Origin of the sequence: Eubacterium ramulus, assembly GCF_003122485.1 — a bacterium.
Taxonomy (GTDB): Bacteria; Bacillota; Clostridia; order Lachnospirales; family Lachnospiraceae; genus Eubacterium_I; species Eubacterium_I ramulus_A.
Genome location: NZ_JRFU01000106.1, coordinates 12,847 through 36,606, shown reverse-complemented (window position 1 = coordinate 36,606; position 23,760 = coordinate 12,847). Strand labels below are relative to the sequence as shown.

General features: G+C 44.8%; 27 protein-coding genes. 3 read left to right on the top strand and 24 right to left on the bottom strand.

Features of this window, described 5'->3' with window-relative positions; translation table 11 throughout:
* A partial coding sequence (locus LG34_RS09515; RefSeq protein ID WP_146190212.1) for a recombinase family protein occupies positions 1 to 374 on the bottom strand: 374 nt, incomplete at its 3' end.
* Between the two features lie 348 nt (positions 375 to 722).
* Here LG34_RS09515 and LG34_RS09510 point away from each other — a divergent pair.
* Positions 723 to 1,862: a DNA/RNA non-specific endonuclease gene (locus tag LG34_RS09510; RefSeq protein WP_109215864.1), complete on the top strand. Its 1,140-nt coding sequence runs from the start codon at positions 723 to 725 to the stop codon at positions 1,860 to 1,862.
* Between the two features lie 255 nt (positions 1,863 to 2,117).
* Positions 2,118 to 2,495, top strand: coding sequence for a GNAT family N-acetyltransferase (locus tag LG34_RS09505; protein ID WP_109215863.1), 378 nt, complete (start codon positions 2,118 to 2,120; stop codon positions 2,493 to 2,495).
* A 69-nt stretch (positions 2,496 to 2,564) separates the two neighbouring features.
* Here the strand turns inward: LG34_RS09505 and LG34_RS09500 are convergent, their stop codons facing one another.
* The 7 genes from LG34_RS09500 to LG34_RS09470 all read right to left on the bottom strand — a co-directional run bounded on the left by LG34_RS09500 (position 2,565) and on the right by LG34_RS09470 (position 7,474).
* The gene (locus tag LG34_RS09500; protein ID WP_109215862.1) at positions 2,565 to 3,161 is read right to left on the bottom strand and encodes a thymidine kinase; all 597 of its coding nucleotides are present in this window, start codon (positions 3,159 to 3,161) and stop codon (positions 2,565 to 2,567) included.
* Between the two features lie 169 nt (positions 3,162 to 3,330).
* Positions 3,331 to 4,161, bottom strand: a complete 831-nt coding sequence (locus LG34_RS09495) for an LPD16 domain-containing protein (RefSeq protein WP_109215861.1) — start codon at positions 4,159 to 4,161, stop codon at positions 3,331 to 3,333.
* 24 nt (positions 4,162 to 4,185) lie between these two features.
* Complete coding sequence (locus LG34_RS09490; RefSeq protein ID WP_109215860.1) at positions 4,186 to 5,514, bottom strand: YodL domain-containing protein; 1,329 nt, start codon at positions 5,512 to 5,514, stop codon at positions 4,186 to 4,188.
* Positions 5,515 to 5,577: 63 nt separating this feature from the next.
* Positions 5,578 to 5,859, bottom strand: a complete 282-nt coding sequence (locus LG34_RS09485) for a hypothetical protein (RefSeq protein ID WP_109215859.1) — start codon at positions 5,857 to 5,859, stop codon at positions 5,578 to 5,580.
* A gap of 20 nt (positions 5,860 to 5,879) precedes the next feature.
* Positions 5,880 to 6,257 carry a DUF5684 domain-containing protein gene (locus LG34_RS09480; protein WP_109215858.1) on the bottom strand — a complete coding sequence of 126 codons (378 nt, stop codon included), beginning with the start codon at positions 6,255 to 6,257 and terminating at the stop codon, positions 5,880 to 5,882.
* Positions 6,258 to 6,263: 6 nt separating this feature from the next.
* Positions 6,264 to 7,190, bottom strand: coding sequence for a DUF5688 family protein (locus LG34_RS09475; protein ID WP_109215857.1), 927 nt, complete (start codon positions 7,188 to 7,190; stop codon positions 6,264 to 6,266).
* A 59-nt stretch (positions 7,191 to 7,249) separates the two neighbouring features.
* Entirely contained in the window at positions 7,250 to 7,474 is a 225-nt protein-coding gene (locus LG34_RS09470) for a hypothetical protein (RefSeq protein ID WP_109215856.1), read from the bottom strand.
* Between the two features lie 362 nt (positions 7,475 to 7,836).
* On the opposite strand from LG34_RS09470, the gene LG34_RS16950 reads away from it, so the two are divergent.
* The gene (locus tag LG34_RS16950; protein WP_109215855.1) at positions 7,837 to 8,019 is read left to right on the top strand and encodes a hypothetical protein; all 183 of its coding nucleotides are present in this window, start codon (positions 7,837 to 7,839) and stop codon (positions 8,017 to 8,019) included.
* A gap of 133 nt (positions 8,020 to 8,152) precedes the next feature.
* Here the strand turns inward: LG34_RS16950 and LG34_RS09460 are convergent, their stop codons facing one another.
* The 16 genes from LG34_RS09460 to LG34_RS09380 form a co-directional block, all read right to left on the bottom strand.
* The gene (locus tag LG34_RS09460; protein WP_207657028.1) at positions 8,153 to 9,580 is read right to left on the bottom strand and encodes an ATP-dependent DNA helicase; all 1,428 of its coding nucleotides are present in this window, start codon (positions 9,578 to 9,580) and stop codon (positions 8,153 to 8,155) included.
* A 164-nt stretch (positions 9,581 to 9,744) separates the two neighbouring features.
* Complete coding sequence (locus LG34_RS09455) at positions 9,745 to 11,355, bottom strand: recombinase family protein (protein WP_098924870.1); 1,611 nt, start codon at positions 11,353 to 11,355, stop codon at positions 9,745 to 9,747.
* A gap of 111 nt (positions 11,356 to 11,466) precedes the next feature.
* A complete protein-coding gene (locus LG34_RS09450) occupies positions 11,467 to 11,655 on the bottom strand; it encodes a transposon-encoded TnpW family protein (protein WP_002569233.1) in 189 nt (62 codons plus the stop codon).
* Positions 11,652 to 12,509 (bottom strand): ATP-binding protein, encoded by an 858-nt coding sequence (locus LG34_RS09445; RefSeq protein ID WP_098924872.1) that lies wholly within the window; start codon positions 12,507 to 12,509, stop codon positions 11,652 to 11,654. Before LG34_RS09445 ends, LG34_RS09450 begins: the two co-directional genes overlap by 4 nt.
* Positions 12,506 to 13,249 (bottom strand): phage replisome organizer N-terminal domain-containing protein, encoded by a 744-nt coding sequence (locus LG34_RS09440; RefSeq protein WP_109215853.1) that lies wholly within the window; start codon positions 13,247 to 13,249, stop codon positions 12,506 to 12,508. The genes LG34_RS09445 and LG34_RS09440 overlap by 4 nt, the downstream gene beginning before the upstream one ends.
* Positions 13,239 to 13,451, bottom strand: coding sequence for a hypothetical protein (locus LG34_RS09435; protein WP_005927784.1), 213 nt, complete (start codon positions 13,449 to 13,451; stop codon positions 13,239 to 13,241). The genes LG34_RS09440 and LG34_RS09435 overlap by 11 nt, the downstream gene beginning before the upstream one ends.
* A gap of 184 nt (positions 13,452 to 13,635) precedes the next feature.
* Positions 13,636 to 15,258 carry a relaxase/mobilization nuclease domain-containing protein gene (locus LG34_RS09425; RefSeq protein WP_109215852.1) on the bottom strand — a complete coding sequence of 541 codons (1,623 nt, stop codon included), beginning with the start codon at positions 15,256 to 15,258 and terminating at the stop codon, positions 13,636 to 13,638.
* A complete protein-coding gene (locus LG34_RS09420) occupies positions 15,230 to 15,625 on the bottom strand; it encodes a plasmid mobilization protein (RefSeq protein ID WP_109215851.1) in 396 nt (131 codons plus the stop codon). Before LG34_RS09420 ends, LG34_RS09425 begins: the two co-directional genes overlap by 29 nt.
* Positions 15,626 to 16,045: 420 nt before the next feature.
* Positions 16,046 to 16,465, bottom strand: a complete 420-nt coding sequence (locus LG34_RS09415; RefSeq protein WP_173900609.1) for a winged helix-turn-helix domain-containing protein — start codon at positions 16,463 to 16,465, stop codon at positions 16,046 to 16,048.
* A 206-nt stretch (positions 16,466 to 16,671) separates the two neighbouring features.
* Positions 16,672 to 18,834 (bottom strand): HelD family protein, encoded by a 2,163-nt coding sequence (locus LG34_RS09410; protein ID WP_109215850.1) that lies wholly within the window; start codon positions 18,832 to 18,834, stop codon positions 16,672 to 16,674.
* Between the two features lie 694 nt (positions 18,835 to 19,528).
* Positions 19,529 to 19,903, bottom strand: a complete 375-nt coding sequence (locus tag LG34_RS09405) for a hypothetical protein (protein ID WP_071144610.1) — start codon at positions 19,901 to 19,903, stop codon at positions 19,529 to 19,531.
* 134 nt (positions 19,904 to 20,037) lie between these two features.
* On the bottom strand, positions 20,038 to 20,766 hold the full coding sequence (locus tag LG34_RS09400) for a helix-hairpin-helix domain-containing protein (RefSeq protein WP_109215849.1): 729 nt from the start codon (positions 20,764 to 20,766) through the stop codon (positions 20,038 to 20,040).
* Positions 20,720 to 21,982, bottom strand: coding sequence for a hypothetical protein (locus LG34_RS09395; protein WP_146190211.1), 1,263 nt, complete (start codon positions 21,980 to 21,982; stop codon positions 20,720 to 20,722). Before LG34_RS09395 ends, LG34_RS09400 begins: the two co-directional genes overlap by 47 nt.
* A gap of 22 nt (positions 21,983 to 22,004) precedes the next feature.
* Positions 22,005 to 23,171, bottom strand: a complete 1,167-nt coding sequence (locus tag LG34_RS09390; RefSeq protein ID WP_109215847.1) for a DUF1351 domain-containing protein — start codon at positions 23,169 to 23,171, stop codon at positions 22,005 to 22,007.
* A 24-nt stretch (positions 23,172 to 23,195) separates the two neighbouring features.
* The gene (locus LG34_RS09385) at positions 23,196 to 23,576 is read right to left on the bottom strand and encodes a hypothetical protein (protein ID WP_021738783.1); all 381 of its coding nucleotides are present in this window, start codon (positions 23,574 to 23,576) and stop codon (positions 23,196 to 23,198) included.
* Positions 23,569 to 23,760 carry a hypothetical protein gene (locus tag LG34_RS09380; RefSeq protein WP_146190210.1) on the bottom strand — a complete coding sequence of 64 codons (192 nt, stop codon included), beginning with the start codon at positions 23,758 to 23,760 and terminating at the stop codon, positions 23,569 to 23,571. The genes LG34_RS09385 and LG34_RS09380 overlap by 8 nt, the downstream gene beginning before the upstream one ends.

Below are 23,760 nucleotides of genomic sequence, written 5' to 3'. Positions count from 1 at the left end.
ACAGATTCCCTGCCGGATTTTGCAATGGCAACTGTTTCTGCCTGCATCTTTTTGTAATAATCCGTATTGATGTGTGGCTCATTGATAAATTCCAGGTTGATGCCCATTTCCAGCAATTCCATATAGAGCTGAAATCCTTCCTCTGCATTTCGGCTCATCCTGGATACGGAATCGAAAATGACCGTATCCCCAGGTTTTAGGATCTTCAATAATTTTTGAAACTCCGGGCGGTCCAGTTTTGTCCCGGTATATTTTTCTTTGAACAGTTTGGTTAATGCCCTGTCCTCACCGAGATAATTTAGAATATTTCGGATCTGGCGGTCCAGCCTCTGGGACTGGGAAGACACCCTTGCATATGCGTATAGCTTTCCCATTTGTTACACCGGCATTTTTGTATCAAAATAAACAGTCTGACAAAAAGTATCAAAACATGTGCAGATTGATGCCCTGGATATTCCAAATTTTAGTCTTAATCTAAAGCATAGTCTATTTTGATATCAAAATGCATTCTTTCCTTTGTAATCGGGAAGTGCTATGAAACACTCCCAATACTATATACGGAAAATGACTGCTGCCAATAACAACAAATTTATATTTTTTTCAAAATTTTCTTTCAGATCGGAAATTACTCCCTGTGATTTTTAAATTATAATTTTAAATGCATGCTACTTCTGGTATAATGATCAGAGAGAATTTATTTACAGAGAGAGAGGAAATGGAACATGAACTTTAAGAAACGGAACCGCTGGTATGGCTTGCTGCTATCCTTTGTCCTTCTGTTTTCACTGGGCGGATGCGGCGATGTGCAAACAGAAAACCCGCAGCCTTCCATTGAAACATCAGTTACTGACACCACACAGGAAGCTTCCGATGCGGAAGCGATCACCGATGAACTGGACCAGTCGGAGCTTCAGGATCAGGATGACACAGCACAATCTTCTGATGCCACACAGGTTTCATCCACAAGTGCATCCCTTGATGCCATCCCTGCCTATGAAGGCTATGCATTTGTAGAGATCAATAACAATCAACCCTTTTTTACAGATGCAGACAAACAGAGAACAGATGCGTTTGAAGATTACAGTGAATTAGACAGTCTCGGAAGATGTGGCGTTGCCTATGCAAACATCTGTAAAGAACTGCAGCCTACGGAACCACGCGGAAAGATCGGAATGGTAAAACCGTCCGGTTGGCACACCGTAAAATACAATGACATCATCGATGGCAATTATCTTTACAACAGGTGTCACCTGATCGGATTTCAGTTGGCGGGAGAAAACGCGAACCCAAAGAACCTGATCACCGGAACCCGCTACTTAAATGTTGTCGGAATGCTGCCTTTTGAGAATGCAGTCGATGATTATGTCGATACAACCGGAAACCATGTACTGTATCGTGTAACCCCGATGTTTTCCGGGGATGAATTAGTTGCCAGAGGTGTCCTAATGGAAGCCTACTCTGTGGAAGATCAGGGCGCAGGCATTCAATTTTGTTATTATGTATATAATATCCAGCCTGGCATCGGAATTGATTACCAGACCGGTGACTCCTGGGAAGATGCAAGTGTTGTCGCAAAAGATAACACGACCTACCGGGTAACAGGCACCGCTCACGTTCAGGCACAGGAATCACAGACAGAATCAACAGAAACAGTCACACCTCAGCCTGCACAGCAGGCAGTAGAATCCACTCCTCCTGCACAATCAGAGCAGGGTTCGGAAGCCACTGTCTGGATATCCGAAACCGGTTCCAAATACCACAGCAAAAATAATTGCGGCAGGATGAATCCAGATAAAGCCACTCAGGTAACGGAACAGGAAGCAATCAGCATGGGACTTGGAAAATGCTCCAAATGCTGGTAACACAAAACATGCAATAAATATATGAGCGTAAAAACGGATGCTGAAATTCTTACCAGCATCCGTTTCTTTCTATCCACGATATCTTCTTCAATTTTCAAAACTTTTGTTATATATTCCACCTATTACACTATTTATCATAAACAAATAACTCTTGTATAAAAATCGAAAAAAATGATATTTCATCTTTCATATTTATATTGTTAAAACAGATGCATTTATCTGTTATAACAAATAATCAAGAAAGGAGGAAATTCTATGAGGAAATATGTAAACGAATCAACAGATTGCGGTCGCATCAATATCGTATTTAAAGCAATGAAAATTGGTTTGTTTCATCATGAGAAATTGGAAATCGGAAATATTGACATTGTTGAAATCAATAAAGATCTCCATCATTTTCAAATTGTGGATTTTTATGTTGATCCCCAGTACCGAAATTCTGGAATCGGTAAAAAATTGTTGACAAAGGCAGAACGCTACATCATCAAAAAACATCATGCTACCCTTTTAACCGTCGTGCCAGCTCGTCAGCTCGACGCGAAAGTTCCAACAGAACACTTATATCTAATTTATGAGAAATTGGGATTCTCTTTTAAAACAGCTCATACATTAGAAAAATTTTTGAACCACTAAAAGACGGTCGAAAAAACGGATGCTGAAATTCTTACCAGCATCCGTTTTACTCTCTTCACTTTTATATCGCTATTTCCACAGCTTTCCCTCTTTATAATGTTTCCTGCACAAAGCCACATAACTCTCATTGGAGCCAAGCATGATCTGTGCACCTTCCCGGACAATCTTCCCATCCGCATATCTGGTATTACACTGTGCCCGTTTGCCACACCAGCAGACCGTTGGGACTTCCTCTATCACGTCAGCGATCTCCATCAGCCGTTTGGAGCCGGGGAACAGGTGATTCAAAAAATCCGTCCGAAGCCCATAACAAAGGACTGGTATTTCATAAAAATCAACGATGTCCGACAGCGTATCCACTTCCTCTGCAGAAAGAAACTGAGCCTCATCGATCAGGATCGCATCCACTTTTTTCCCCTGATACCGATATTCCGTATCTGTTTCACTCCAGCTTTTTGAAATTTCTTTCAAAAAATTGTCTACATACTCTGCCGGAGCTGCAAGACCCATGCGGGATTTGATCTCCCGTTGCCCGTCCCGGTTATCCGTTCTTGGCTTTAACAGCACCGCATACTGCCCACGCTCTTCATAATTATAACGAACCATCAGAATGTTGGCAGACTTTGAGCTGCCCATTGCCCCATAGCGAAAATACAATTTTGCCACGTTGAACCCTCTTTCTCTCTCGTACTTATCACCATATTATAAGCCACTGTCACACATATTGCTACATTTTTTCAGTGACTTTGCATTTTTGGAAAAAGAAAAAACCGACCCTGGCAGTGCTTACTATGCCCTGTCAGGTATCGGTTTCTTCCCTTATCTCAACTTATGTTTACTTTTCTCCTCCGCTTTCGATCCAATCTTTGACTCTGTCATGATCCAGGATAATGATATCTTTCCAGTCCACTTCCAGTTCTTCAAAAAGATCATTCATTGCGTCCCAGATAGTCCATGCTCCATTTCCGGTCAGCCTGCCGCCATCCAGTATATGCTCCTGTGAGTCATACAGGGTATAATCAAATTCCATTTCACTTGTCTGCATGCAGACATACAGGGATTGGGACGGAACAAATAATGCGAAATGCTCCGGTGGCAATGCTTCAAAATACGGATTGTCCCATGCACCAAGTGACATATGCTCCACAACATCCTGCTGCTGTCTCGTTGGCAAAAAGCGCTCCAGCTTCTGTTGCTCATAAAGAGGTTCAAACTTTTTCTCCAAGTCTTGGATAATCCCATGCACATTATTAAGCAATACCCATTTTGTAAACCGCTCTCTTGTCCACTCTTTTTTCTCCTCCTCCGTCATCTGACGATGTATCCGGACATGACTTACCGGAAGCTGCTGGCAGATATTCTGCAATGCTACCAGAAAATTTTGATTCTCATTTACAGATGAGGAAAGATGAAATTCTAAGGACAAGGCATTTTTTCCACCAATGCGGTAAACTACGTCAAAATCCAGTCCCTTGATGCGGATTCCAAGCGTTGCACGAATGCGCTTATCCTCTATGACGGTCTGCCACTGTGCATAATCCCGAAACTGCTGCATTGCTTCTTCCGCATGTTCATAACGTTCGCATACACTCTGCTTACAACCGTATGTTGTCCATGTTGCAAGATCCTTGATCACATAATAAGTAACAATTTTGTTTTGTTCCATTTACTTTTTCTCCTTCTCTTTCTATTACACTGCTACATCCTTTGGCTCTTTCTTGAAAAAATCTGTTACTGGTTGAAATCCTATGTTATCTACAAAATAACTATCCGTTTTCCCCTTCCGGTGCAGTACAACAACATCACTGACGGATAAGGAATGCCCGAAGAAATCAGAAGGTCGGTCTATGTTGAACCGGCAGTAAATATCATCCAGTGTAGTTTTTTCATCCAATGGTGCCGTATAGGTTACGTCATACCTCGTATGCTCCACAGGCACACCTCTGCTCTGCCAGAATGACAGATCCATAAAATAAAACTGCCGATTTTCCATATTTTCTTTCAACTGATAGATTTCAAAATAGTCACCCGCAACACCGGATATCTCCTGACCGGAGTCTTCCGATTCCGCCTTTCTTTTGCGGGCATTCGTCTGACTGATCTGCTCCTCTATCCGATCGATCAGATCTGCCGCTGTTGTCTGGATCGTATGCAGGGATGCCCGCAGTTCCGGCATCTGCCGACCGCTGCCCCATCCTGCCACATATGCAAAGGAGTAATCGGAAGTGTCCAGTCCCAGATACTGGCAGACCACATAAGCGATACTTTCTGCCTCTACTTCTCTGGTACCTGCATCTTTTCTTTCAACCTTATCGTTATCAGCATGCAGCATGGCATGTGCGATCTCATGGATCATTGTTTTGACCGTCTGCAACTGGCTCATATCCTTCTGGATCGCGATAACACGTTTGGTCACATTGCAGTATCCTTTCGCTCCGCTCTCAATCTCGATAAAAGAGACCGGCATTGGAGATACCATAAGCAGTGCCAGTATGAGAACTTCATAATCGGTTACCGCTCCCGTCAGTTCGTCTACCCCTAACTGTGGCAACTCCTTTCCTTCCGTCTGAGTAACATCAAATACCCGGACAACACGAAAGCCTACGATCCTCTGTTCTAATTTTTCTTCCAGTTCCTCTGACTGCTCCGCTTTTTTTGTATGCTTCGTATCTTCTGATTCCGGTTCCAGAATCACTACTTCCTGATCCTGTTTCTTACTTTCCTTCTTGTATTTGTACGCCATTGGTGCCAGGATACAGATCCCGGTCTCACCTTTTTTCACATGACGCCCAAACTTCTGCTTCCATGCATGAAATCCGGCAACCAGTGTTGCATCCGGACATTGCAATAAGATCAGTAGTGTATTCCGGTAACTGTAATGGTGGAACCTTGCCATAATGGTCAAATACTCCAGATAACGGTCACTCTCAAACAATGCAGTGATCCCATCCTCCAGCTTTTTCGTCAGTTCCTGCACCTGCTCTTCTCTGTCTGTTTTCTCTGTTTTCTCTGCTTTCATCTTGTTCTCCCATTAATAAAAGAAAGAACAGATATTGCTACCTGTTCTTTCCACGTCTTTTGCTTATTTAACAACTCCATTTATGATATATGAGACAGAATCTTCACACTCAGTGTGGAAAAGCATTTCCTGGCATTCCGGGCAGTAGCCGGTTTTGATAAATTCGCGCCCGAATCTATCCAGGGACGGCATACGGTCCTGAATCAGTCCTCCATAGCGCTGATACTCTTCTAGCTCCATCGTCTGCTGGTTTGTCAGACGCAGGGTTACTTCCCGCTCACACATTGGGCACACTTTTCTAATCTGAGCCTTATATTCGATGTTTTCTTTTGCTTCATTTTTCATTTTCCTGTTCCTCCATTCTGTTATTTTTGATAAACATGTTTTCCGTATCCAAGAATCAGATACGAAAGTGCTGGAAAACATACAATGCCTGCCGCCATCAGTTTTCCTGTCCCATAATGTTTGGCCAGTTCATACGATGTGTAAATCCGGAGGATCAACGCAAAAATGCCAGCTCCTGCTGCAGCCAGAATCAATGACCGATTAAAATGCAACAGCCAGGATACCAGACTGCTGACCAGGTATAAAAGAAATTCTTTTTGTACACCTGCCAGCCGGAACGCAAGATATTCATTCAAAATCGGCACAAATGCCAGTTTTTTGTCAAAATATCCTGCTTTCTGGAACATCCGCATAAGACCAATGGCACTTGCCAGATATAAAATCACTGTTTTCATCATATGGTATTACTCCTCTTCGTAGACACATTCCAACTTGTGTGTTTTGGAATTATAAAAGTATGCATGGTCTGACAGTATGAATTTTTCCATCTTTGCCACTTTATTTGCCTCTCCTATCATTTTATTTAAAGCTGTTCTTTCTTCCTCACTACGATCAATCTTTCCGGATATTAAGATAAGCTCATAAATACTTGCTGGTATTACATAATAATCTCCACCCAAACGATCAGATGCCATTTTTAAAAACTGCTTATTCAGCATGATATTTGCACCATACTCCCCATCGAGTGAATATGCCAGATGTACATCAGGCATTTCCAGTTCAGGATTCAACCGCATTTCCAGTTTTACCAGTGAGTAGAATGTTGCATCCTGTCGAAGTATTCCTCTTGCACAGGAATTTTTATATGCCAGATTGAACGCTTCCTCTTCCGATAACTGAATCTGATCCAACAGCATTTTGCTTAATCCGATACTTAACAGCTCTTTTCCAACTGTAAATTCGTAATTACATAATACGGATAAATCCAGAAATTTCCGATGAATGCGATGTTCCAAAAGTGCATGGTTATTTTTGGTCTGTACGAGGGAAAGAAACAGATGTTTCCCGATTTCCTCTTTCGACATTGTTTTTACCTTTTTTAACAATGTCATGATCTCCTCCCCATTTTTCATGCGCTCATAAAACAGGTTCGCTTTTTTTCTTAAAATCTGGCATAAAGAAGATTTATGCTCCAGATATTCTTCATAAATATTTTCCAAATAAATAGTCGGAGAAATTTTTACCCCTGCTAAACTGATCCCGGTTAATCTCTGATTGTTCTTTACCACCGATTCCACTCTAAGCGTACTCTTTTGATAGCATTCTGGAAGGTATTCACAAAAATGCTCCAGTACATAAATTTTTACTTCTTCAAGTGTCAATTCTTTCATTTTTCTTTTGTCCTTTCCATTTTTCGTTATCACATGGCAGCACCTTTGCAATAGGCAATTTATCCCTTTAAATAAAATGGTATTCCTGCCCTTGATAACTCCCGTAATAATTTTCGGGTCTCCTCTGCATTCTGCATCTGCATCAGTTCCATAGCCATCCCGGCATGTGTCATCTCATGCCAGGTTCCCTGCTCATCGCAGAAATGTATGACGCAATCTGTTCCAATTAAAATGCCATGCTTCTGACACGTCTGCACCAGTTCCAGCGCAGAAATAAATAACATGTCATGCTCTCCTTTCTCTTTTATTTTGCCTTTGATTACTGCAGGTAGAAATCCCTGCTCTTGTGACATAGGCTGCTGCCTATCTGTGAAGATTCTTGTAAAAAGAATGTGATAACTTATGCTTCTTATATACGCCGATTCCATTTTTTCGGAAACTAAAAAAGTACCCACATCTTTGTGAGTACCCTTGATAGAACCGTCCCAACATATCCATTGCTATTTCACTATTTTGGCAGAAATAGCCCTCTTATTTCACTGAGTCATACATTTATTTTTTTATTCCGGATGATTACAATACAGTCATAAACAAAGAAAGAGAGGGACTGATCCTTATAAAAGCTAAATGAGAGGAGATTATTACTATGAAAGACTATTTTAGAAACTTATCAACAACTATACAAAACTTGGACAACGCACAGTGTATTACTATTATGTTCATTGCAGGCGCTCTTGCCATTGTTATGATGAACAAGCACACAGATTCTGATTCTACTGATCTTGCGATAGATGATTCGACAGATTCCAACGAGGATACTAACCAGTAATTATACAATGGTTTTATCCATACAAGAATCTGCACTTTAGATTCACTCTCTCAGCTTTGTTTCGTCCCTGTTCTTTCAGGGAAACTGCCGCTTCCACGAACAAAAATTCATGGAGCGGCAGCTTCATTTTTCCCTATATGACAGTTTTTAGTTTACTTTTCCTTTTATTATGCGCTACTTTCCGCATCCGGTTTCCATCCATGAGCCGGAATCCCAGATAGGAGTTCCTACGCTCTATACGGTTTCCGGAAGCATACCATAGCGTTTCTTCATTCCCAACGATCACCAGCTTTTTCCTGGCGCGCGTCATGGCAGTATACAGAAGGTTCTTCTGCCGCATGCGACCAAAGATCTTGGTGAATGGCAGGATCACGCAATCATATTCGCTGCCCTGAGCTTTATGTACCGTCAGTGCATACGCTAGCTCCAGCATGGAAAATTCTTCCGACGTGTAGGTACGTTCCACGCCCGTCTCATACAAGACCGTCAGTTTCCGTTCCGTCTGGTTGATCTCTGTAATGTAACCAACATCTCCGTTGCTTACATCCTCTTCATTTTCCAGATGCATCACTTTATCCCCCTTGCGGAAACACCGGCTTCCAACCAGCAGTTCAACCGTTCCTGCCGTTTTCGGGTTCATAAGCTCCTGCAGCATCCGGTTTAGCTGGATACACCCAAGCTTTGTTTTACTTCGAAACGGTGTGAGCACCTGCATGGCTTTTGAAGAAATCCCCTGTTTTTGCAGAGCGCGGATCACCTGGAGCAGACCGTCCAGTGTATCCTCTTCCTGCCAGGTCTGGCAGAGCATACAGTCTGTGTTCCATAAAAACCTGCCCCGTCCGCGGTTGACACAGCTTGCATTGGTAAGGATCGCACTCCCCTGTTTCTGCCGGAAGGTTTTTGTTAGATAAGTAACCGGAAACACCTGGCTTCCGATCATGTCAGCAAACACATTCCCTGCCTGTACACTGGGAAGCTGGTCACAATCCCCGATCAACACCAGCCGCGTCCCCTTATCCAATGCCTTCAGCAATGCATACAGTAGCTGCATGCTCACCATGGAACACTCATCAACGATCACAAGGTCTGTACTTAGTTTTAATTCCTCTTCCTCCTCACGTTCCTGCTCCTCCTGACGGATTTCAAGCAAGTGGTGCATCGTGACTGCAACTTTTCCGGTACTCTCCGCCATTTTTCGGGCAGCACGCCCGGTAGGTGCACACAAGGTGAGTTTTCCTTCCGGATGCAGCATTTCTTCTGCACAGATCAGTACTTGCAACAGGCTTGTCTTTCCGGTTCCCGGTCCACCAGTAATGATGCTCACTGTTTCTGTCAGCGCATATGAAACGGCGTTTTTCTGCTCCTTTGAGAGTTCCAATTTTTGCCATTTTTCTGCTTCCACTAACGCTGCATCGATCTTATCTTTCGTTAATTTCTGCTTTTGTCCGTCCCATAAAAGTCTCAGCAGTTTTTCTGCTGACTCACTTTCTGCAAGGTACATCGGTTTCCGGTAAAGCACACCGCAGTCATAGATCAACGTCTGGTTTTTCACCAGGTACACAAGTCCTGCTTGCATGTATGGGAAAAACACTGACCGGTCACATCCCGGTATCCGCAGGAGATTCCCTGTCTTTTTGCTCAAGTGAGATAAAGAAGTAAAAGAAGTGTAAAAAATTTTGCCGTTCCTATCCGGCACTTGCGCATTGTGTCGGATAGGTCGGGCGGTTATTCGGGCAAGTCCACCTTGCCAACAAAAGAATAATAAATCTCAATGTCCTGTCTGCGGGTCTTGTTCTCGTCATAGCTGCACTCATGCACAACGATTTTCTCTACAAACTCCCGCAGCAGAGTAGGGGTAAGTTCTTCAAAGCTGGTATGCCGCCGGACAACATTCATAAACTTTTCTGCGTTCACGGTGGCTTCCTGTGCTTTGGAAAGCTCCGCTTGGATAGCGGCGGCTCTTTCTTTCAGCTCCCGTTGTTCTGCTTCATAGTCTGCCGACAGCTCTGTGAAACGCTCGTCTGATATGCGCCCGGTCACGCTGTCCTCATACAGCCGCTTGAAGATAGCGGATAACTCGGCTATGCGTTTCTCGGCGGCTTCCAGTTCCTTTTTCTTGGCGGCGTTCCTGCGCTTGCCCCCGTCCTCGTTCTGCTCAATCAAGAGCTTCATAAACCGGGCTTCATGCTTTGCCGCATAGCTTGTCACTTTCCGCAGATTGGAGAGTACACCAGCGGTCAAGAGGTCGGTGCGGATAAAGTGCGCCGTACAGTCATGGGTGCGCTTCTTGTAGTTGCCGCAGATATAACAGTCCTGCTTGCGCTTGTCCGTCTGGTATCGCTGCTGATACATCACGCTGCCGCAGTCCGCACAGAACAGTATGCCGGAGAACAAACCCACTTCATCATAGCGGTTGGGGCGTTTGCGCTGTTTGCGAAGCTCCTGCACCCGTTCCCATGTTTGGGTGTCTATGATAGGCTCGTGGTGGTTCTCGAAAATCACTTGCTTTTCCAGGGGATTTTCTACACTGTGCTTGACTTTGTAAGAAAGTTTTTCTGTCTTGAAATTTACCAGACAGCCTGTGTATTCCCGGTTTTCAAGGATATGCACTACGGTATTAGTCGCCCACTTGCACTCATAGCCGGGGTGGTAGCGGCGGGTGCTGCCCGTCCTGCGGTATTCCAGCGTCCCCGGCGTGGGGATTTGCTGCTCTGTGAGCATACGGGCTATCTTAGTCGGACCATTCCCAGCAAGGCAGAGGTTGTATATCTGCTTGACTACGGGTGCAGCTTCCTCGTCAATAATAAAATTTTCGTCCTCGTCCATGAGGTAGCCATACACAGGCTTGCTTGTGATGGGCTTGCCACTCATACCTTTTGAGCGTTTTACTGCTTTGATTTTCTTGCTCGTATCTCTCACCAGCCATTCGTTAAATATATTCCGCAACGGGGCAAAGTCATTGTCGCCCTGTGCGCTGTCCACTCCGTCATTGATAGCGATGAAGCGGACACCTTTCTGTGGGAAAATCATTTCTGTGTACATTCCCACTTGCAGGTAGTTTCGCCCTAACCTCGACATATCCTTTACGATAACTGTCCCGACTTTTCCGGCTTCAATGTCCGCAAGCATGGCTTGAAAACCGGGTCTTTGAAAGTTCGCACCAGAATAACCGTCGTCCGTGTACCAGCGCAGATTGGAAAAGCCGTTCTGCTTTGCATAGGTTTCAAGGATACGCTTCTGATTGGAAATGGAATTGCTCTCGCCTTGCAGCTCGTCCTCATGGGAAAGTCTTGGGTAAAGGGCGGTAATTGGTTGTTGGTTGGTCTGTCTTAACATAAAATCCTCCGTTTCCGACAGCCAGCCCCACTATTCCGTACCTTGATTGTACCACATGGGGCGGCTGTCTGTATAGCGGCAAAAGCGTCAAATCTGCTTCTTTATGGTCGGTCAAATCGCCGTTTTTTGTGTAGCAGCTTCCGCTTCCAGCACTTTCATCATCTTGTCGGCTGCGGTGTCGGTTGCGCCCTGCTTGAAGAAGCCGGAAACGGTAAGGACGGAGTTGCCCATGCGGATTTCCGTTACACAGTCCGGGCGGCGGTCTGTTTTGGTGGTGCTTGTCTGTTTCGTTTCTGTCATAGGCTCTCCTTTCGCTGCTTCATCAGCTGCTTTAAGCGTTCCAGCTTTTCCTGTGCGGTTTCCTTTCGGAAGTTGCTGCCCGTGAAGCGGACAGGGGCGCACATGGAAGTCAGCCTGTCATAGATACGGGCGTGGGGTGTGTCCTGCGGGTGCTGCAATTCCTCCAGCGTGAGGTTGGTCGTGGCGATCAGCGGCTTGCCGCTTCGGTAACGGCTGTCAATCACGCTGTAAACCTGTTCCAGCCCGTATTCTGTCCCTCGCTCCATACCGAAATCATCAAGTATCAGCAGGGGGTAGCTGCAAAGGCGGGAAATATATTCGTTCCTGCCCTCAAAGCTGGCAGCAAGGTCATTGAGTATCGTTGCAAAGTTTGTCATGCGAACGGCAACCTCTTTTTCCATAAGGGCGTTGGCGATACAGGCGGCAAGGTAGCTTTTTCCTGTCCCCACGCCTCCCCAAAACAGGTAGCCGATATTTTCAGCCTGCATGGTTTCCCAGCTCTCCACATAAAAGCGGGCGGTTTCGGTCTGTGGGTTTCTGCCGTTGTCATGCTCAAATGTCCAGTTCCGCATAGCGGGGTCGGCAAAGCCCCGGCGTTTCAAGTCCTCCACTGTTTCAAGGTGCTTCTGTCGGCTTTCGGCGGCTTGCTGCTTTTCACGGGCTGCCCGCTGGCAGTCGCAGTCTGTTGGGTGTCGGTCATGCCCTAACCATTGGGCGGTTTCTTTTGAAAAGTAGGCTTCTTTGGGCGTATGGCACTTGCCGCAGTATAAAAGCCCGTCCTCGCCTGTGTAGTCCTCCGCTTCGGCGGTAGTGGTTGTAATATCCGTAATCATAGCTTCAATCTCGTTTTTCATAAGCTCTCGCCCTCCTTACATGAATAATCGGGTATGCCCTGTTTCGGGGCAGCCTTGCCTTTGGCAGCGTCCTCCTGCGCCCACTTGTAAATGGTGGCTGCATGGCTCTGGTACTGCTTCCCGGTGGAAGCGATATGGCAGGAAAGCCGGTCAATATAATACTCCCACTTGTCGGGCAGCTCTGTTTTCAGCCCGGAAAGCTCTGTATCGGTCAGTATCACATTGTTGTATCTGCCATAAGCGGCGGGGGCGGGGTGTCCCGTTTCTCCCTCTCTCTCTTTTTCTATCTCTTTCTCTAACTCTATCTCTATCTCTGGTGGACGAATGTCGGACAAATGTCCGCCTTTTGTCCGGGGCGGTAAAAGTGCCTTGTTTTCCAGCCTTGCAGCCCGTTTTCTCTCGGCTTCGGTAGAGGACTGTCCTATCATCAGCTCAATATCGGTCATATAAAAAGCCCCGCTGTCAAGCTGCTCCACAAGCCCCAACTGCCGGAAAATCTCTAAAGCCCTTTCAACCGTCCCTATCTGGTGGCGGGTCAGTGTCGCTATCATCTGCGCTGTGTAGGGGATATGCTCGTCAAGCTGCAACTTCCCGCCGTTTTTCAGAGATTTTAAGTACAGCTTCAAGAGGATATTGGAATATAAAATCCCGTCTTTCATATCTTCCAGCAGCACAATGGAGTCGCTGTCAAAAAAATTCTCTTTCAGCTTGAGGTAGTAATACTTGCGGTTATCTGCCATTGTCCCTGTCCTCCTTTTTCCGGCGTTTGGAGTAGTAGCGGGGGCAAAGTATGATAACCGCCCGGAAGCTCTGCTTACAGCTATGGGTACAGCCCCGGCAGAGGTCGTTGTATGTGATACGGTCGCAGGTGGTATTCCCGACTTTTACTTGCCGCAGGAAAAAAGACCATTCCAGCCGCCGTTTCTTGCTCATTCTTGGCATGGGTGCGCTCCTTTCTGCCGTTTCCGCTGGTGTGGCGGTATCGACGGTAATTCTGTATCATCTCGGTATCATTTTCGGGGTTTTTCTGCCCTGTAAGCCCGTTAAAAAATCCTTTGGTATTGCGGGTAGAGTACGGGGCAGCCCCCTTGTTCTGTATGGGTTCGGGTACATTTTGGGGTGGTTTTTATCGTTCCTGTTCCTGCCTTTTCACAGGCTTGCGCTCCCGGCGTAAAATCTGGTCGATATTGCCCTTGACAGTCTGTAAGCGGCGGTATTCCTCCCGTTTTGCCCGGTAATCGTTGTAGCCGCTGTTTTTCTCTTTGATAAGGGCTTCAATCTCTGCTTGCAGGGCTTTATAGCTCGGCAGCTTGGAAATGCCGTTCTCCTTGAAATAACGGGCGGCTGCGTCTGCTATGATAAAGTCGCTTTCGTGCTTCTGTCGGTAGGCTGCTTTTGCTTTGGCGTTTTTCTGCTGTTTCAGCCCGTCCCGGACAGGGCGGGTCTTGGAATAGGCAAGCACCTGCCGTTGCAGCTCCTTTTTCCCGTTCAGCGTCTTTTCCACCTGCTTCAGCTCTGTAAGGCTTTCCTGCATGGCGGCATAAGCGGCAGAACAGGCTTCGTCCAGTTCCTCCGGGGAAGAAAAGCCGTACTGTTGATAGGCGGTAACAGTAGCTGCCATTTGCTTTAGGTTGTGCTTTGCCGCCCAGCGGTCATAGCCCACGCCCTTGCCCTCGGCTCGCTTGGCTTCCCGGTCAACCATGCGCTGCAAGGTGTTGTCTGCCGGGGTGGTTTTTGCGGCTTTTTCCTCCCGCAAGCGTCCCTTTTGGGTGTGGGGGTATTCGGGTATGGCTTTGGTCTGTTCGGCGGCTCTGTGGGCGTTCTGCGTGAGCAGGGCAAGGACAGCAGCCTTGTCAAAATCGTCCCCCAGCTTCCGGGCTGTGATAGGCTTTGTCCTGTCCGGCGTGAGGTAGGAAAGCCGCCCCCGGCTCTCCTTGACAGTTACGCCCTCCCGCAGCAAAAGGGAAGAAAACTCGTCAAAGCTGCCAGCTTGGGAAAGTGCCTGCCGTATCGTCCGGCGCAGCTTCGCCTTGTCCGTTTCAAACTTGGTGGGCTTGGTCGGCTGTCCTGCGGCTTCTCTGACAGCGTTCTCTTTATCAAGGGCAAGCTGCCCTTTCTTTGCCGCCCAGTATTCCCGTTCCGTTATCCGTTCCTTGCTGCCGTTCAAGAGGTCGATTTGGTAAAGCCCCTCCCGGTGGCACATCTCCATGACTTCACTCTTGAAATATTCCATAGCGGCGTTGGTGCAGCGGTGCTTGCAGCCCGCCCGTGTGTCGGCTGGTCTGTCCATGTAGGGCAGAAGCGGGACTTCGTAAATCCGCAGGGAGTTGATGACGATATGCACATGGATATTGCCGCTGTGGTTATGCCCGTCCGGGTGGGTGCATACAAGGGCTTGGTGTCCGGGGAAATGCTCTTTGCAGAACTGCTCGCCCAGCTCCTGCGCCCGGTCTACGGTCAAGCCGTTGTCTGTCCCGTCCCGTGGGTCAAAACTGATGATATAGTGGTGGCTTTTCACATCTTCCCGTTTTTGGTTTTTCTCATAGCGGAGATTGGCTCGCATACAGGCAACGGCGAAATCCTCGCCCCCGCAGTTGAGGGAAGAAATGCGGTAATCCTCCCTCGGTATCAGCCGCCCGTTTTCATCAAGGGTGGGCTTCATGGTAAACTCGTCATGCTCAAATGTGAGGTAGGCTTCCGCTGCGCCATAGTCGGCATTTTTAGAGCTGATATGTTTGAATGTTGCCAACAGCGTCACCCACTTTCTGCAAGACTTCAAACTTTAGGGCAGCAAGGTCGGAAATCGCCGCCCGTACCTCCCCGGCAAGCTGCGGGTAGGGGCTGTGCCACTCATTCAGCGTCCGGGCTATCTGGTTTAAGTTGCCGCCGATCCTGCCGTATTCGGCGGTCAGCTTCCCGACAGCGGCAAGCAGCTCGTCATTGACGGGGGAAACGGTTATGATGGGGCGTATGGCTGCCCCGGTTATGGCTTGCCGGATAAACTCGGCTTGGCTCATGTGGTAAGCAGAAAGCCTTTCCGCAAACTCGGCGTATTCTTCCTCGGTCATGCGTGTCTTGACTACCCGGCTGCGGTGCGGTGTGTTGTATCTTTTCATGGTCGGCAGACCTCCTTTCTGTGCGTGGTGTTCTCTCACTAATAGGAGAAAAACAGGGGGTAAAACGGAACTGTTTTTGAAAAAATCCGAAAAAATATTTTGAGGGATTTTTAAGCGGCGCAAGCCGCATAAGCAGGGTTTGGGGAAGGCACTCCCCAACAAGATTCCCGCAGGGGCAAAATGAGCGAAAAGCGAATTTTGGCACCTCGGTAGAATCTTGCTCTAAGAAAACGGCGAAACTCCCCCTTTACTCCTTACTACGCAGAGAAATGCAAATATGGCAAAGTTTTGAAAAACTTTTTGATAAAACTTTTCGACAAAGCTGGAAAATCAGCGCGGTTTTTGGTGCAAAAAAACAGGAAACCTTTTCTGATTTCCTGTCATGGTATGCCGCTGTAACGGGCGGCGGTTATTCTGTTGTCATTCCCCGGAAGCAAACTTGTAGCCCATACCTAAAACGGTTTTTATGTAAATGGGCTTGCGGCTGTCCGACTCTATTTTTTTCCGCAGGTTGTAAATCACATTTGCAACGCTTGACTGGCAGCTTTCACTTTCCATGTTCCAAACGGCTTCAAATATTTGTGTCCGTGTGAGGACAATGCCGGGGTTGGAAGCAAGATATACAAGGGTACTGTATTCAAGGCGGGTAAGGCTTACTTCCTCCCCGTCTTGAAATACCTGGCGTTGGTTCTGCTTTATTTCCAGTCCCGGAAAAGATAACACGGAAGCGGTTGTGATCTGCATGGGTTCAATCTGTATATAATCAGATATTGCCGATATGATTTTGTCAATCGCTGTTTCCTCTTGTTCGTTAAGTGTCAGCAGTAGTAATTTCCCCATGTTCATTACCTCTTTTATCCGTTGAATTTAAACTATATTTTTCTGTCGTGTTTTTGACAGTAAGCAACAAATATATATGATAGAGAGCGTAATGTCAATTTAATGCCATTAAAAGAGAAAGATGGTCTGTCTAATTATTATCATTTTGTTCATATGCACTTACGCTGCGTTTGGCATTTAGGCAATTCAATATATTGTAAATTTATCTATATCAGCGGGCTAACCTCATTTTCACAAAATAAGCTAAGTTTGTGAAGCGCTCTTGTGCAGGCAACATATAAGAGGTTTTTATCATCTTCATCATGGTAGTTTTGGCTATCTGCATCACAAATTAAGACAGTATCAAATTCTAATCCCTTTGACATATATACTGGTAAGATAAACACGCCTTGTAAATCTGATACGCTCCCATTTTTAATTAATTGAATATCAAGTTTGTGTTTAATTTTATTAAATAGATAGGTTGAATTTTTTTCGGTTTTACAAATTAAGCATATCGACTGAAACCCTTTCTCTTGGCATAATTTTATTTCCTTAACAATTTCATCAATGAAGATTTCGGAATTATCAGCAATATATACTTTTGGGCTATCGCCATTCCGATTAAAACTTTTTATCTGTGAACTTTGTTCAATGAACTTTAAACTAAAATTTAAAATTTCATTCGTACAACGGAAACTTTTATCCAACATAATAAGAGAAGATTTTTTCTTGTTCAATATTTTTTGAATTTGTTCGTAGAAAGAAATATCTTCTTTTTTGGCAAGAGTCTGTTTCATATCTCCTAAAATAGTAAATTTGGCATTAGAAAAAAGAAAATTAAATATTTCATATTGGAGAGGGTAGTAGTCCTGTGCTTCATCAATGACTACCTGCTTAATATTTTTATATTTATTTGTTCCGTATATTTTTAAATACAAATAAGCGATTGCTATTGCGTCATCATAATACAAGCTGTCTGCTTCCAAATTTTCCTTAGTATATTTCCAAATATTTTTTATGTTTTGTGACGGATTGCTATTTTGCAGCAGGCTATAAAAATAGGCTTCATTGCTAAATAATATTTTATATAATTCAACAATGTCAATTTTTATAAATTTCTGTATTTCCTGCTTGATTAGATTTTTTTCTTCTTTATGCCCCCGCCCTTTTCCTGTTCCAAATATTTGTTCTAAAATATAATCTTCTAATTGTTCTAATTTTATGCCTAATGGTGTTTCTGGTCTTCCTAATATCTTGTCTTTTAGAATTTGCCCGCTTACAACGCATTTTCCCTCATAATAAACATCTTCAAATTCTATCCACTGGCGGGGTATATCAATGAGAAATTGGTCTAAAATTTCCCTAAAAAAACTTGACGTTTTAAATTCTATACTATTTCTTGAAATTTCCTTGTATTTTGAATTGACAATCAAGTTTTCTAAAAAATCATTTCTTGACTGAATTTTCCTGCCATTTAATAACTCACTAAGTATATCTTCAAACACGGAAGAAATAACATTATCTTCTCCCAATTCGGGCAATACATTTGAAATATATTGCTCAAATATAGAATTTGGGGAAATAATCATAATGTTATTTGCGGACAGCTTTGTTTGTAAACCTTGATACATAAGATAAGCAGCCCGGTGGAGAGCAATAGAGGTTTTTCCACTTCCCGCTACACCCTGTACCATTAGCAGGTCATTTTCCATATCTCTAATAACCACGTCCTGTTCATGCTGAATTGTTTCAACAATAGCTTTCATTTTAGCAGTAGTGTTTTGTGACAGTAATTGCCTTAAAAATTCATCAACAATCTGAACATCTGAATCAAAAAAATATTCCAGTGTTCCGTTTTTTATTTCATATTGGCGTTTCAAATTGAGTTCGCCTGTTACTCGTCCACATGGAGCGTCATAAAACGCTTCGCCTGTCATAAAACGATAGAAAACACTGGCAATCGGCGATCTCCAATCATAAACATACATCTCTTGATAGCTGTTTTTTCGTAGAGAAGAACGTCCAATGTATATTTTTTCAAATTCGTCCTCATCATCAAATTTAAAATCAATTCGGGCAAAATAGGGCGATTTTATCATCTTTTCTAACAGAAGTATTTTATGTTCTTCTTCTTCATAATCTATAATTTTGTCTGTAACAGGATTGATATATTGGCTTAATTCAACAAGTGCCTCGAAACCGTCTGATGTGTACAGTGATGTAATGCCGTGTTCTGTATTTTCACGCACATCTTTTTTGGCTTCGATAATTTCTGATTTTTTTTTGTCTGCCGCTTCTTTTGCCTGCTTTAATTGTTCCTCGGCTAAAGAGATTGTTTGTGCTAATCTTTTTTCTTCAAACGCTTTTTCTGTCTGATTATTCCCCATAATGATTATGACCTCCTTGAAAAATGAAAGAAAGTTTTACTGAAACATTGCTAGGCTAGTTTAGCATGTGTCAGCTTATATAAACAGTCTTGTATTCATAAAATTTGTATGGTATTATTACAGTGGGAGGAATTATGTTAGATATTTGATTTCTGCAAGCATATCAATTCTAATACGGGTAATTTAAACAATAAACAAATTGGGACAAAGAGTTATACCATTATGTCCCAATTTGTTATTACTCCATATCTTCAGCAGACAGAAACACAAGCCCGGCAAATTCTTCCTCAATCAGTTTCTTCAACTTTTCCGCTGTGCTCTATGCAGGTTCCCTTATCTCCATTCCAACCTATAATCTCTTTCTGTAAAAGCAAATCTTGTTCTGTGAAAAAATGATTTGGATTCCGTAGTAGTCGGCATTGTGCGTAATGTGTATAACTGGCTGTATCATGGAATTGTGGGTAACTCTGTTTGCAGGACGTGGGAAAGCTGCACTTTAGCTTTTCCATGTGCTGTGAATAGAGTTATCCATGATTCCATAGCCAGTTATGCACATTTCCATAATGCTTGTCTTTTGGTCTTTATCAAAATGAGCATATTGGTTATTAAGAAAAGCCCTGCATATTATCATATACAGAGCCATTCTAATCTTTTTACCCTCTACATAGAGCGTTTTCTTTCTGCAAAATTCATTTTACAGAATGATACCCGCTTTTTTTGCAAAATAGCCTTTTCTCCCGGTAAGTTCCGACTGTTTTTCCTTTGGCAGATTATTGAATAAATCCTCATAAAGAATATCGTCTAACTGCATTTCCCTAGCAAGTAAAAACACATTTAGACTAAGCCATTCCTCCCAAAGCCCTTCAAATAAACTATGGCTGTCTGTATAGGTGTCAAGTTCTTCAAAGCCATATGACGGTGTATAGCACTGCAATTTAACAAAACCGTACCTACCAACATCAACCACTAAAATATCTTCATCTTCCATTTCGTACAGTTCCGCAAACGCACCAATTACTTTGTAGCACATTTCCCGTTCTTTCTCTGTGATATATACTGTTTTTTCCATGCTCATTTACCTCTATCCTTTCAAATCGTGGAATACGGTTTTCAGTTTTCTTCTACTTCTAAACCACATATTTGAAATGCCACATACGCCATTTTATACGGAATAGAGGTTGGCTGTCTGCATTTATCGGTGTGTTACTTTATGGCACATGAGCATTCAAACAGGGCTTCCTTCTCCATAAAAACATGTCCATTTTGTTCATTCTGTTGCATGACAGCGGACAGAGCAAAACAGATCCGGTCACCATGGACCGGATCAAATCCTTCTCTTTGTTTTTGCACTGCATCGATCATAGCAAAGGTGATCCCTTCACACATGCAGAGCAGATATGGACGACTTTGTAACACCGAAAGTGCATCTGGTATCCCGGAAAATTTCTGATAAACTTCTTTTGTTTTTCCGCTTGGGATCCGGTAGTCTGCCAAAAACTGTACATATTCCTGTAACTCCTGGCATTTTTTAAAAGAGACAACAATCTTTTCCGCTTTCGTCTCCGAGATTCCCTGTACCGCAGCTAACCGGACGGGATCACGCATGGCTTGAAATGTTTCGGCTCCAAACGTATCCACGATGCGGTCTGCTGTTGCACTTCCTATTTCGGCAATCCCGCTGCTCACCAGATACCGTTTCATCCCTTCCGGTGTCGTCGGCAATACTTCTTCGCAATATGTCACCTGAAACTGTTTCCCGTATTTTTTATGTTGGGAAAAATTCCCATGCAGGACACATTCCCCTTCCGTACACAGCAGGGAGCCAACGGCCGTCAGTTCTTCCCCTGCTTCCGTCTCATAGATCACCACCTGGTAATCATCAAACTCACAGCGCACCTGTACGGGCACTGCCCGGATAGCCAGCTCCTGCATGACTCATTCCTCCTCGCCGCATACTGCAGTAATCGTCAATCCCTTTTTTGTTTCCAAGCCACAGACCGCTGACCGGATCTCTGTCCCAGTGATAGGATCTGCCGATCAGACCTGCCTTGGTGATCACTTTTTGCAGGGAATCCTGTGCTTCCTGGATCATCTGCCTTTTTCGTTCCTTATATCTGCAACTTTCATCCGGGCAGTAGGCTTCACGCCCGCCTGACTGTATGCAGGCAGCACACTTCTTGGCATCATAGTCCCGCATGCAGGCTACCGGCATATACTTGTCCATGTCGTAGGCTTCATAGGCAATCTTATGATGATGCTGCTTTAGAAGCTCCTTCAATCCGCCAAGGACATTCACCCCCGGCACTCCGATCACACTGACACCGATATCCGAAAGCAGACAGTACGTTACATATGCTTTTAAAATACCCTCTGTGATGATGACAGACTCCGCATCCGGATCGCCATAAAAGCAGACCGGGGCTCCGGACGAAATTCCTGCCGTTTTTCCGGAACTGGATAACCAGATATACTTCTGCTTTTTCGGGTTACGCAGCCGGATCTGCATCCCGACCACATATCCATCCTGCAGCACCGGGCAAAAGTAGCCTTCTGCCCATACGTTTAACTGCCAGTTACCTGCCGCATTTTTATAAAAACCTGGTACGTTTTCCAGCGTACATCCTTCCCGCTTTAAAATCCGGCAGATGCCCACCGGATCAGATGGCACAGACCGAAACAATCCCGCCTCTATCTCTGCATCAGTAAGCATCCGGCGCCGCAGGTCCGATCGGTCTATCGTCTGCAACGTCAGATGACGCAGCAAGCTCCGGTAGGTATGGTCTAACACGTTCACCGGAGCTTTGGTCTTTTCTGTTTTTCTGTCTGTTTCTTCCATCCGCTTTTTTGGGGTGTGATCCCTGTACCCTTTTCCAAGCGCATCCCTCAGATCTGCATATGCACGTTTATAGCGATCGGCTCCGACATATCCGGCTTTCTGATCCAGATACAAATCCAGCATATTTCCATGCCTGCCGCAGGAAAAACACTGGAATACATTTTTTTCCTTTCCATCCTTTCTGATACATATTGTGTTTTTTCCTCGCCGGTCGCCACAATACGGACAGCAGATGGAAATGGAATCCCCACCTGTATCCTGTAATTTTTCAATTCCAAGGTAGTCTGCAACCTCGCTGATATTAAAACTCATGAAATCATGTCCTTTCTGCATCTTAGTGAATGTGATACCCGATACCACGTTGTGTCAAAAACTGGCAGACTTCTTCCTGGTGTACCCTGTGCACCGTAAACGTACACAGTTCTGCCGCCTGTGTCTGCAAAATGGGTTGCTGCACTGACCGTTGGATCGATGCATTTCCCCGCTGTAGCGGTTGCTGCCGTTGCATCCCCTGCCGGATACCATATGCCGGTCGCGACATTCCCTGTCCGGATGTGGCGGCTGCCCGCCCTCCTGACATTGTGCTTTCACCTGTCGGAATACCGGTCTGGTAACTCATCCCGGCTCTTTGTATCGGCATGGTCTGTGTCTGCCTTTGCATCTGCTTCTGCATACGAAGATAGGTCTGTTGCTCCAGCTCCTGTTGCTTTTGCTGCATCTGCTTCTGTGCCGCTTCCTGTTCTTCTTTCCGTACAGCCGCTTCCCGCTCTCTGGCATAAGATTCTGCCTGTTGCATTACCTGCCGGGTTTCTGCTTCCACGCGTGCCTGTGCTTTTGCTGCTTCTTCTGCAGCAATGCGTATCCGCTCCCGCTCAAGTGCTTCCGCTTCTGCCTTTTTCTTGGTTATATAGGTAATCGCATCCTGCAAGTTTAAGTCCACTTCATACAGTTTTCGTGCCGCCTCAAAATCATCTTCACCCGCAAGCTGCCCTAAGATCATTATATTTTTCTGGTAAGACTGGATCGTTTCTGTGATCGCCATCTTCCAGTTTTTTTTGCTGCAGCTTTTGTTCAGCCATTTCTCGTCATAGATCTGTGTCCACAGATCATAGGTGATCCCTGCTTCTGCCACTGCCTCCTGGTAATATTTCGTGATCTCTGCCTCTCGCCCCTGCTTTTCGATACGCACATATTCCTTGATTTTCCCATCCAGCGTATCGCAGGACTCCTTGATCATTGCCAGCAACTCATCTGCCGCCATCTCAAATGCAGTGTATGGTTCCAGAAACTGCTCCTTGACCACTCGTTTTCTCTCTTTGAGGGCATCACTCAGTTTGTTTAGAGTGGCACGCCCCTCTTTCATCTGTTTTATGGCATCGTCACCGGTATAATTGCTCAGATTATACTTCTGCAGTTTTTGGGCAAGCCACTGTTTCGTCTCTTCGAAATTGGTCTGGATTGCACCTGGGGTGATCTTTGCTACAATTTGTAACTGTTCCATTTTTTCTGTCCTCTCTTTCTTCTTTTATAGATTTTCTACCTGCACCGTTTTCATCACATAATACAGTTTTGCGTCTCCTTTGGAGATACGAATTCCGTCTCTATGTTCCGCGATTGCCGCACCTGAAAAATATATTTCCGACACCGTCCGGATCAGATGGAACCGGAATCTTGCTTCCGCTTCATCTGCGGTTGCCAGGATCACCCTGCTCCCATAGGATTCCGGTTTACTCCAAACCGTATAGATCATGTAATACTCTATGGTTTCCTCTTCCAGATCTTCCTCATAGGCTTTCGACCAGGTTTCCCACAAAAACAGATACAGGATCGCCGCGATAACAAATGCCACGATCCCTGCCATGAATACGCACAGTGAGACATCCATTCCTTTTAGAATATCAACCATCTTCTTTTCCCCTTTCCATTGAAAATTGTAAAAACGGCTCCATCGGTATCTCAAACAGTTCACAGATCAATTCGGCTTTTCCTTGCCGGTATTTGCCATATCCATGCTGTTTGCCGCTTACGTTGGTTCCAATCTCGTACACTTCTGCTGCATATTTTTTATGCTTTTGCCAAAAGCTTTCCAT

Coding starts and splice junctions, on each gene's coding strand:
- LG34_RS09505 (WP_109215863.1), top strand. CDS start 2,118: ATGAGGAAATATGTAAACGAATCAACAGATTGCGGTCGCATCAATATC.
- LG34_RS09490 (WP_109215860.1), bottom strand. CDS start 5,514: ATGAAAGCAGAGAAAACAGAGAAAACAGACAGAGAAGAGCAGGTGCAG.
- LG34_RS16950 (WP_109215855.1), top strand. CDS start 7,837: ATGAAAGACTATTTTAGAAACTTATCAACAACTATACAAAACTTGGAC.
- LG34_RS09475 (WP_109215857.1), bottom strand. CDS start 7,190: ATGAAAGAATTGACACTTGAAGAAGTAAAAATTTATGTACTGGAGCAT.
- LG34_RS09455 (WP_098924870.1), bottom strand. CDS start 11,355: ATGTTAAGACAGACCAACCAACAACCAATTACCGCCCTTTACCCAAGA.
- LG34_RS09405 (WP_071144610.1), bottom strand. CDS start 19,903: ATGGAAAAAACAGTATATATCACAGAGAAAGAACGGGAAATGTGCTAC.
- LG34_RS09440 (WP_109215853.1), bottom strand. CDS start 13,249: ATGGCAGATAACCGCAAGTATTACTACCTCAAGCTGAAAGAGAATTTT.
- LG34_RS09485 (WP_109215859.1), bottom strand. CDS start 5,859: ATGAAAAATGAAGCAAAAGAAAACATCGAATATAAGGCTCAGATTAGA.
- LG34_RS09415 (WP_173900609.1), bottom strand. CDS start 16,465: ATGGGGAAATTACTACTGCTGACACTTAACGAACAAGAGGAAACAGCG.
- LG34_RS09495 (WP_109215861.1), bottom strand. CDS start 4,161: ATGGAACAAAACAAAATTGTTACTTATTATGTGATCAAGGATCTTGCA.
- LG34_RS09510 (WP_109215864.1), top strand. CDS start 723: ATGAACTTTAAGAAACGGAACCGCTGGTATGGCTTGCTGCTATCCTTT.
- LG34_RS09470 (WP_109215856.1), bottom strand. CDS start 7,474: ATGTTATTTATTTCTGCGCTGGAACTGGTGCAGACGTGTCAGAAGCAT.
- LG34_RS09395 (WP_146190211.1), bottom strand. CDS start 21,982: ATGAGTTTTAATATCAGCGAGGTTGCAGACTACCTTGGAATTGAAAAA.
- LG34_RS09420 (WP_109215851.1), bottom strand. CDS start 15,625: ATGAAAAGATACAACACACCGCACCGCAGCCGGGTAGTCAAGACACGC.
- LG34_RS09480 (WP_109215858.1), bottom strand. CDS start 6,257: ATGATGAAAACAGTGATTTTATATCTGGCAAGTGCCATTGGTCTTATG.
- LG34_RS09435 (WP_005927784.1), bottom strand. CDS start 13,451: ATGCCAAGAATGAGCAAGAAACGGCGGCTGGAATGGTCTTTTTTCCTG.
- LG34_RS09390 (WP_109215847.1), bottom strand. CDS start 23,171: ATGGAACAGTTACAAATTGTAGCAAAGATCACCCCAGGTGCAATCCAG.
- LG34_RS09445 (WP_098924872.1), bottom strand. CDS start 12,509: ATGAAAAACGAGATTGAAGCTATGATTACGGATATTACAACCACTACC.
- LG34_RS09380 (WP_146190210.1), bottom strand. CDS start 23,760: ATGGAAAGCTTTTGGCAAAAGCATAAAAAATATGCAGCAGAAGTGTAC.
- LG34_RS09450 (WP_002569233.1), bottom strand. CDS start 11,655: ATGACAGAAACGAAACAGACAAGCACCACCAAAACAGACCGCCGCCCG.
- LG34_RS09410 (WP_109215850.1), bottom strand. CDS start 18,834: ATGGGGAATAATCAGACAGAAAAAGCGTTTGAAGAAAAAAGATTAGCA.
- LG34_RS09385 (WP_021738783.1), bottom strand. CDS start 23,576: ATGGTTGATATTCTAAAAGGAATGGATGTCTCACTGTGCGTATTCATG.
- LG34_RS09400 (WP_109215849.1), bottom strand. CDS start 20,766: ATGCAGGAGCTGGCTATCCGGGCAGTGCCCGTACAGGTGCGCTGTGAG.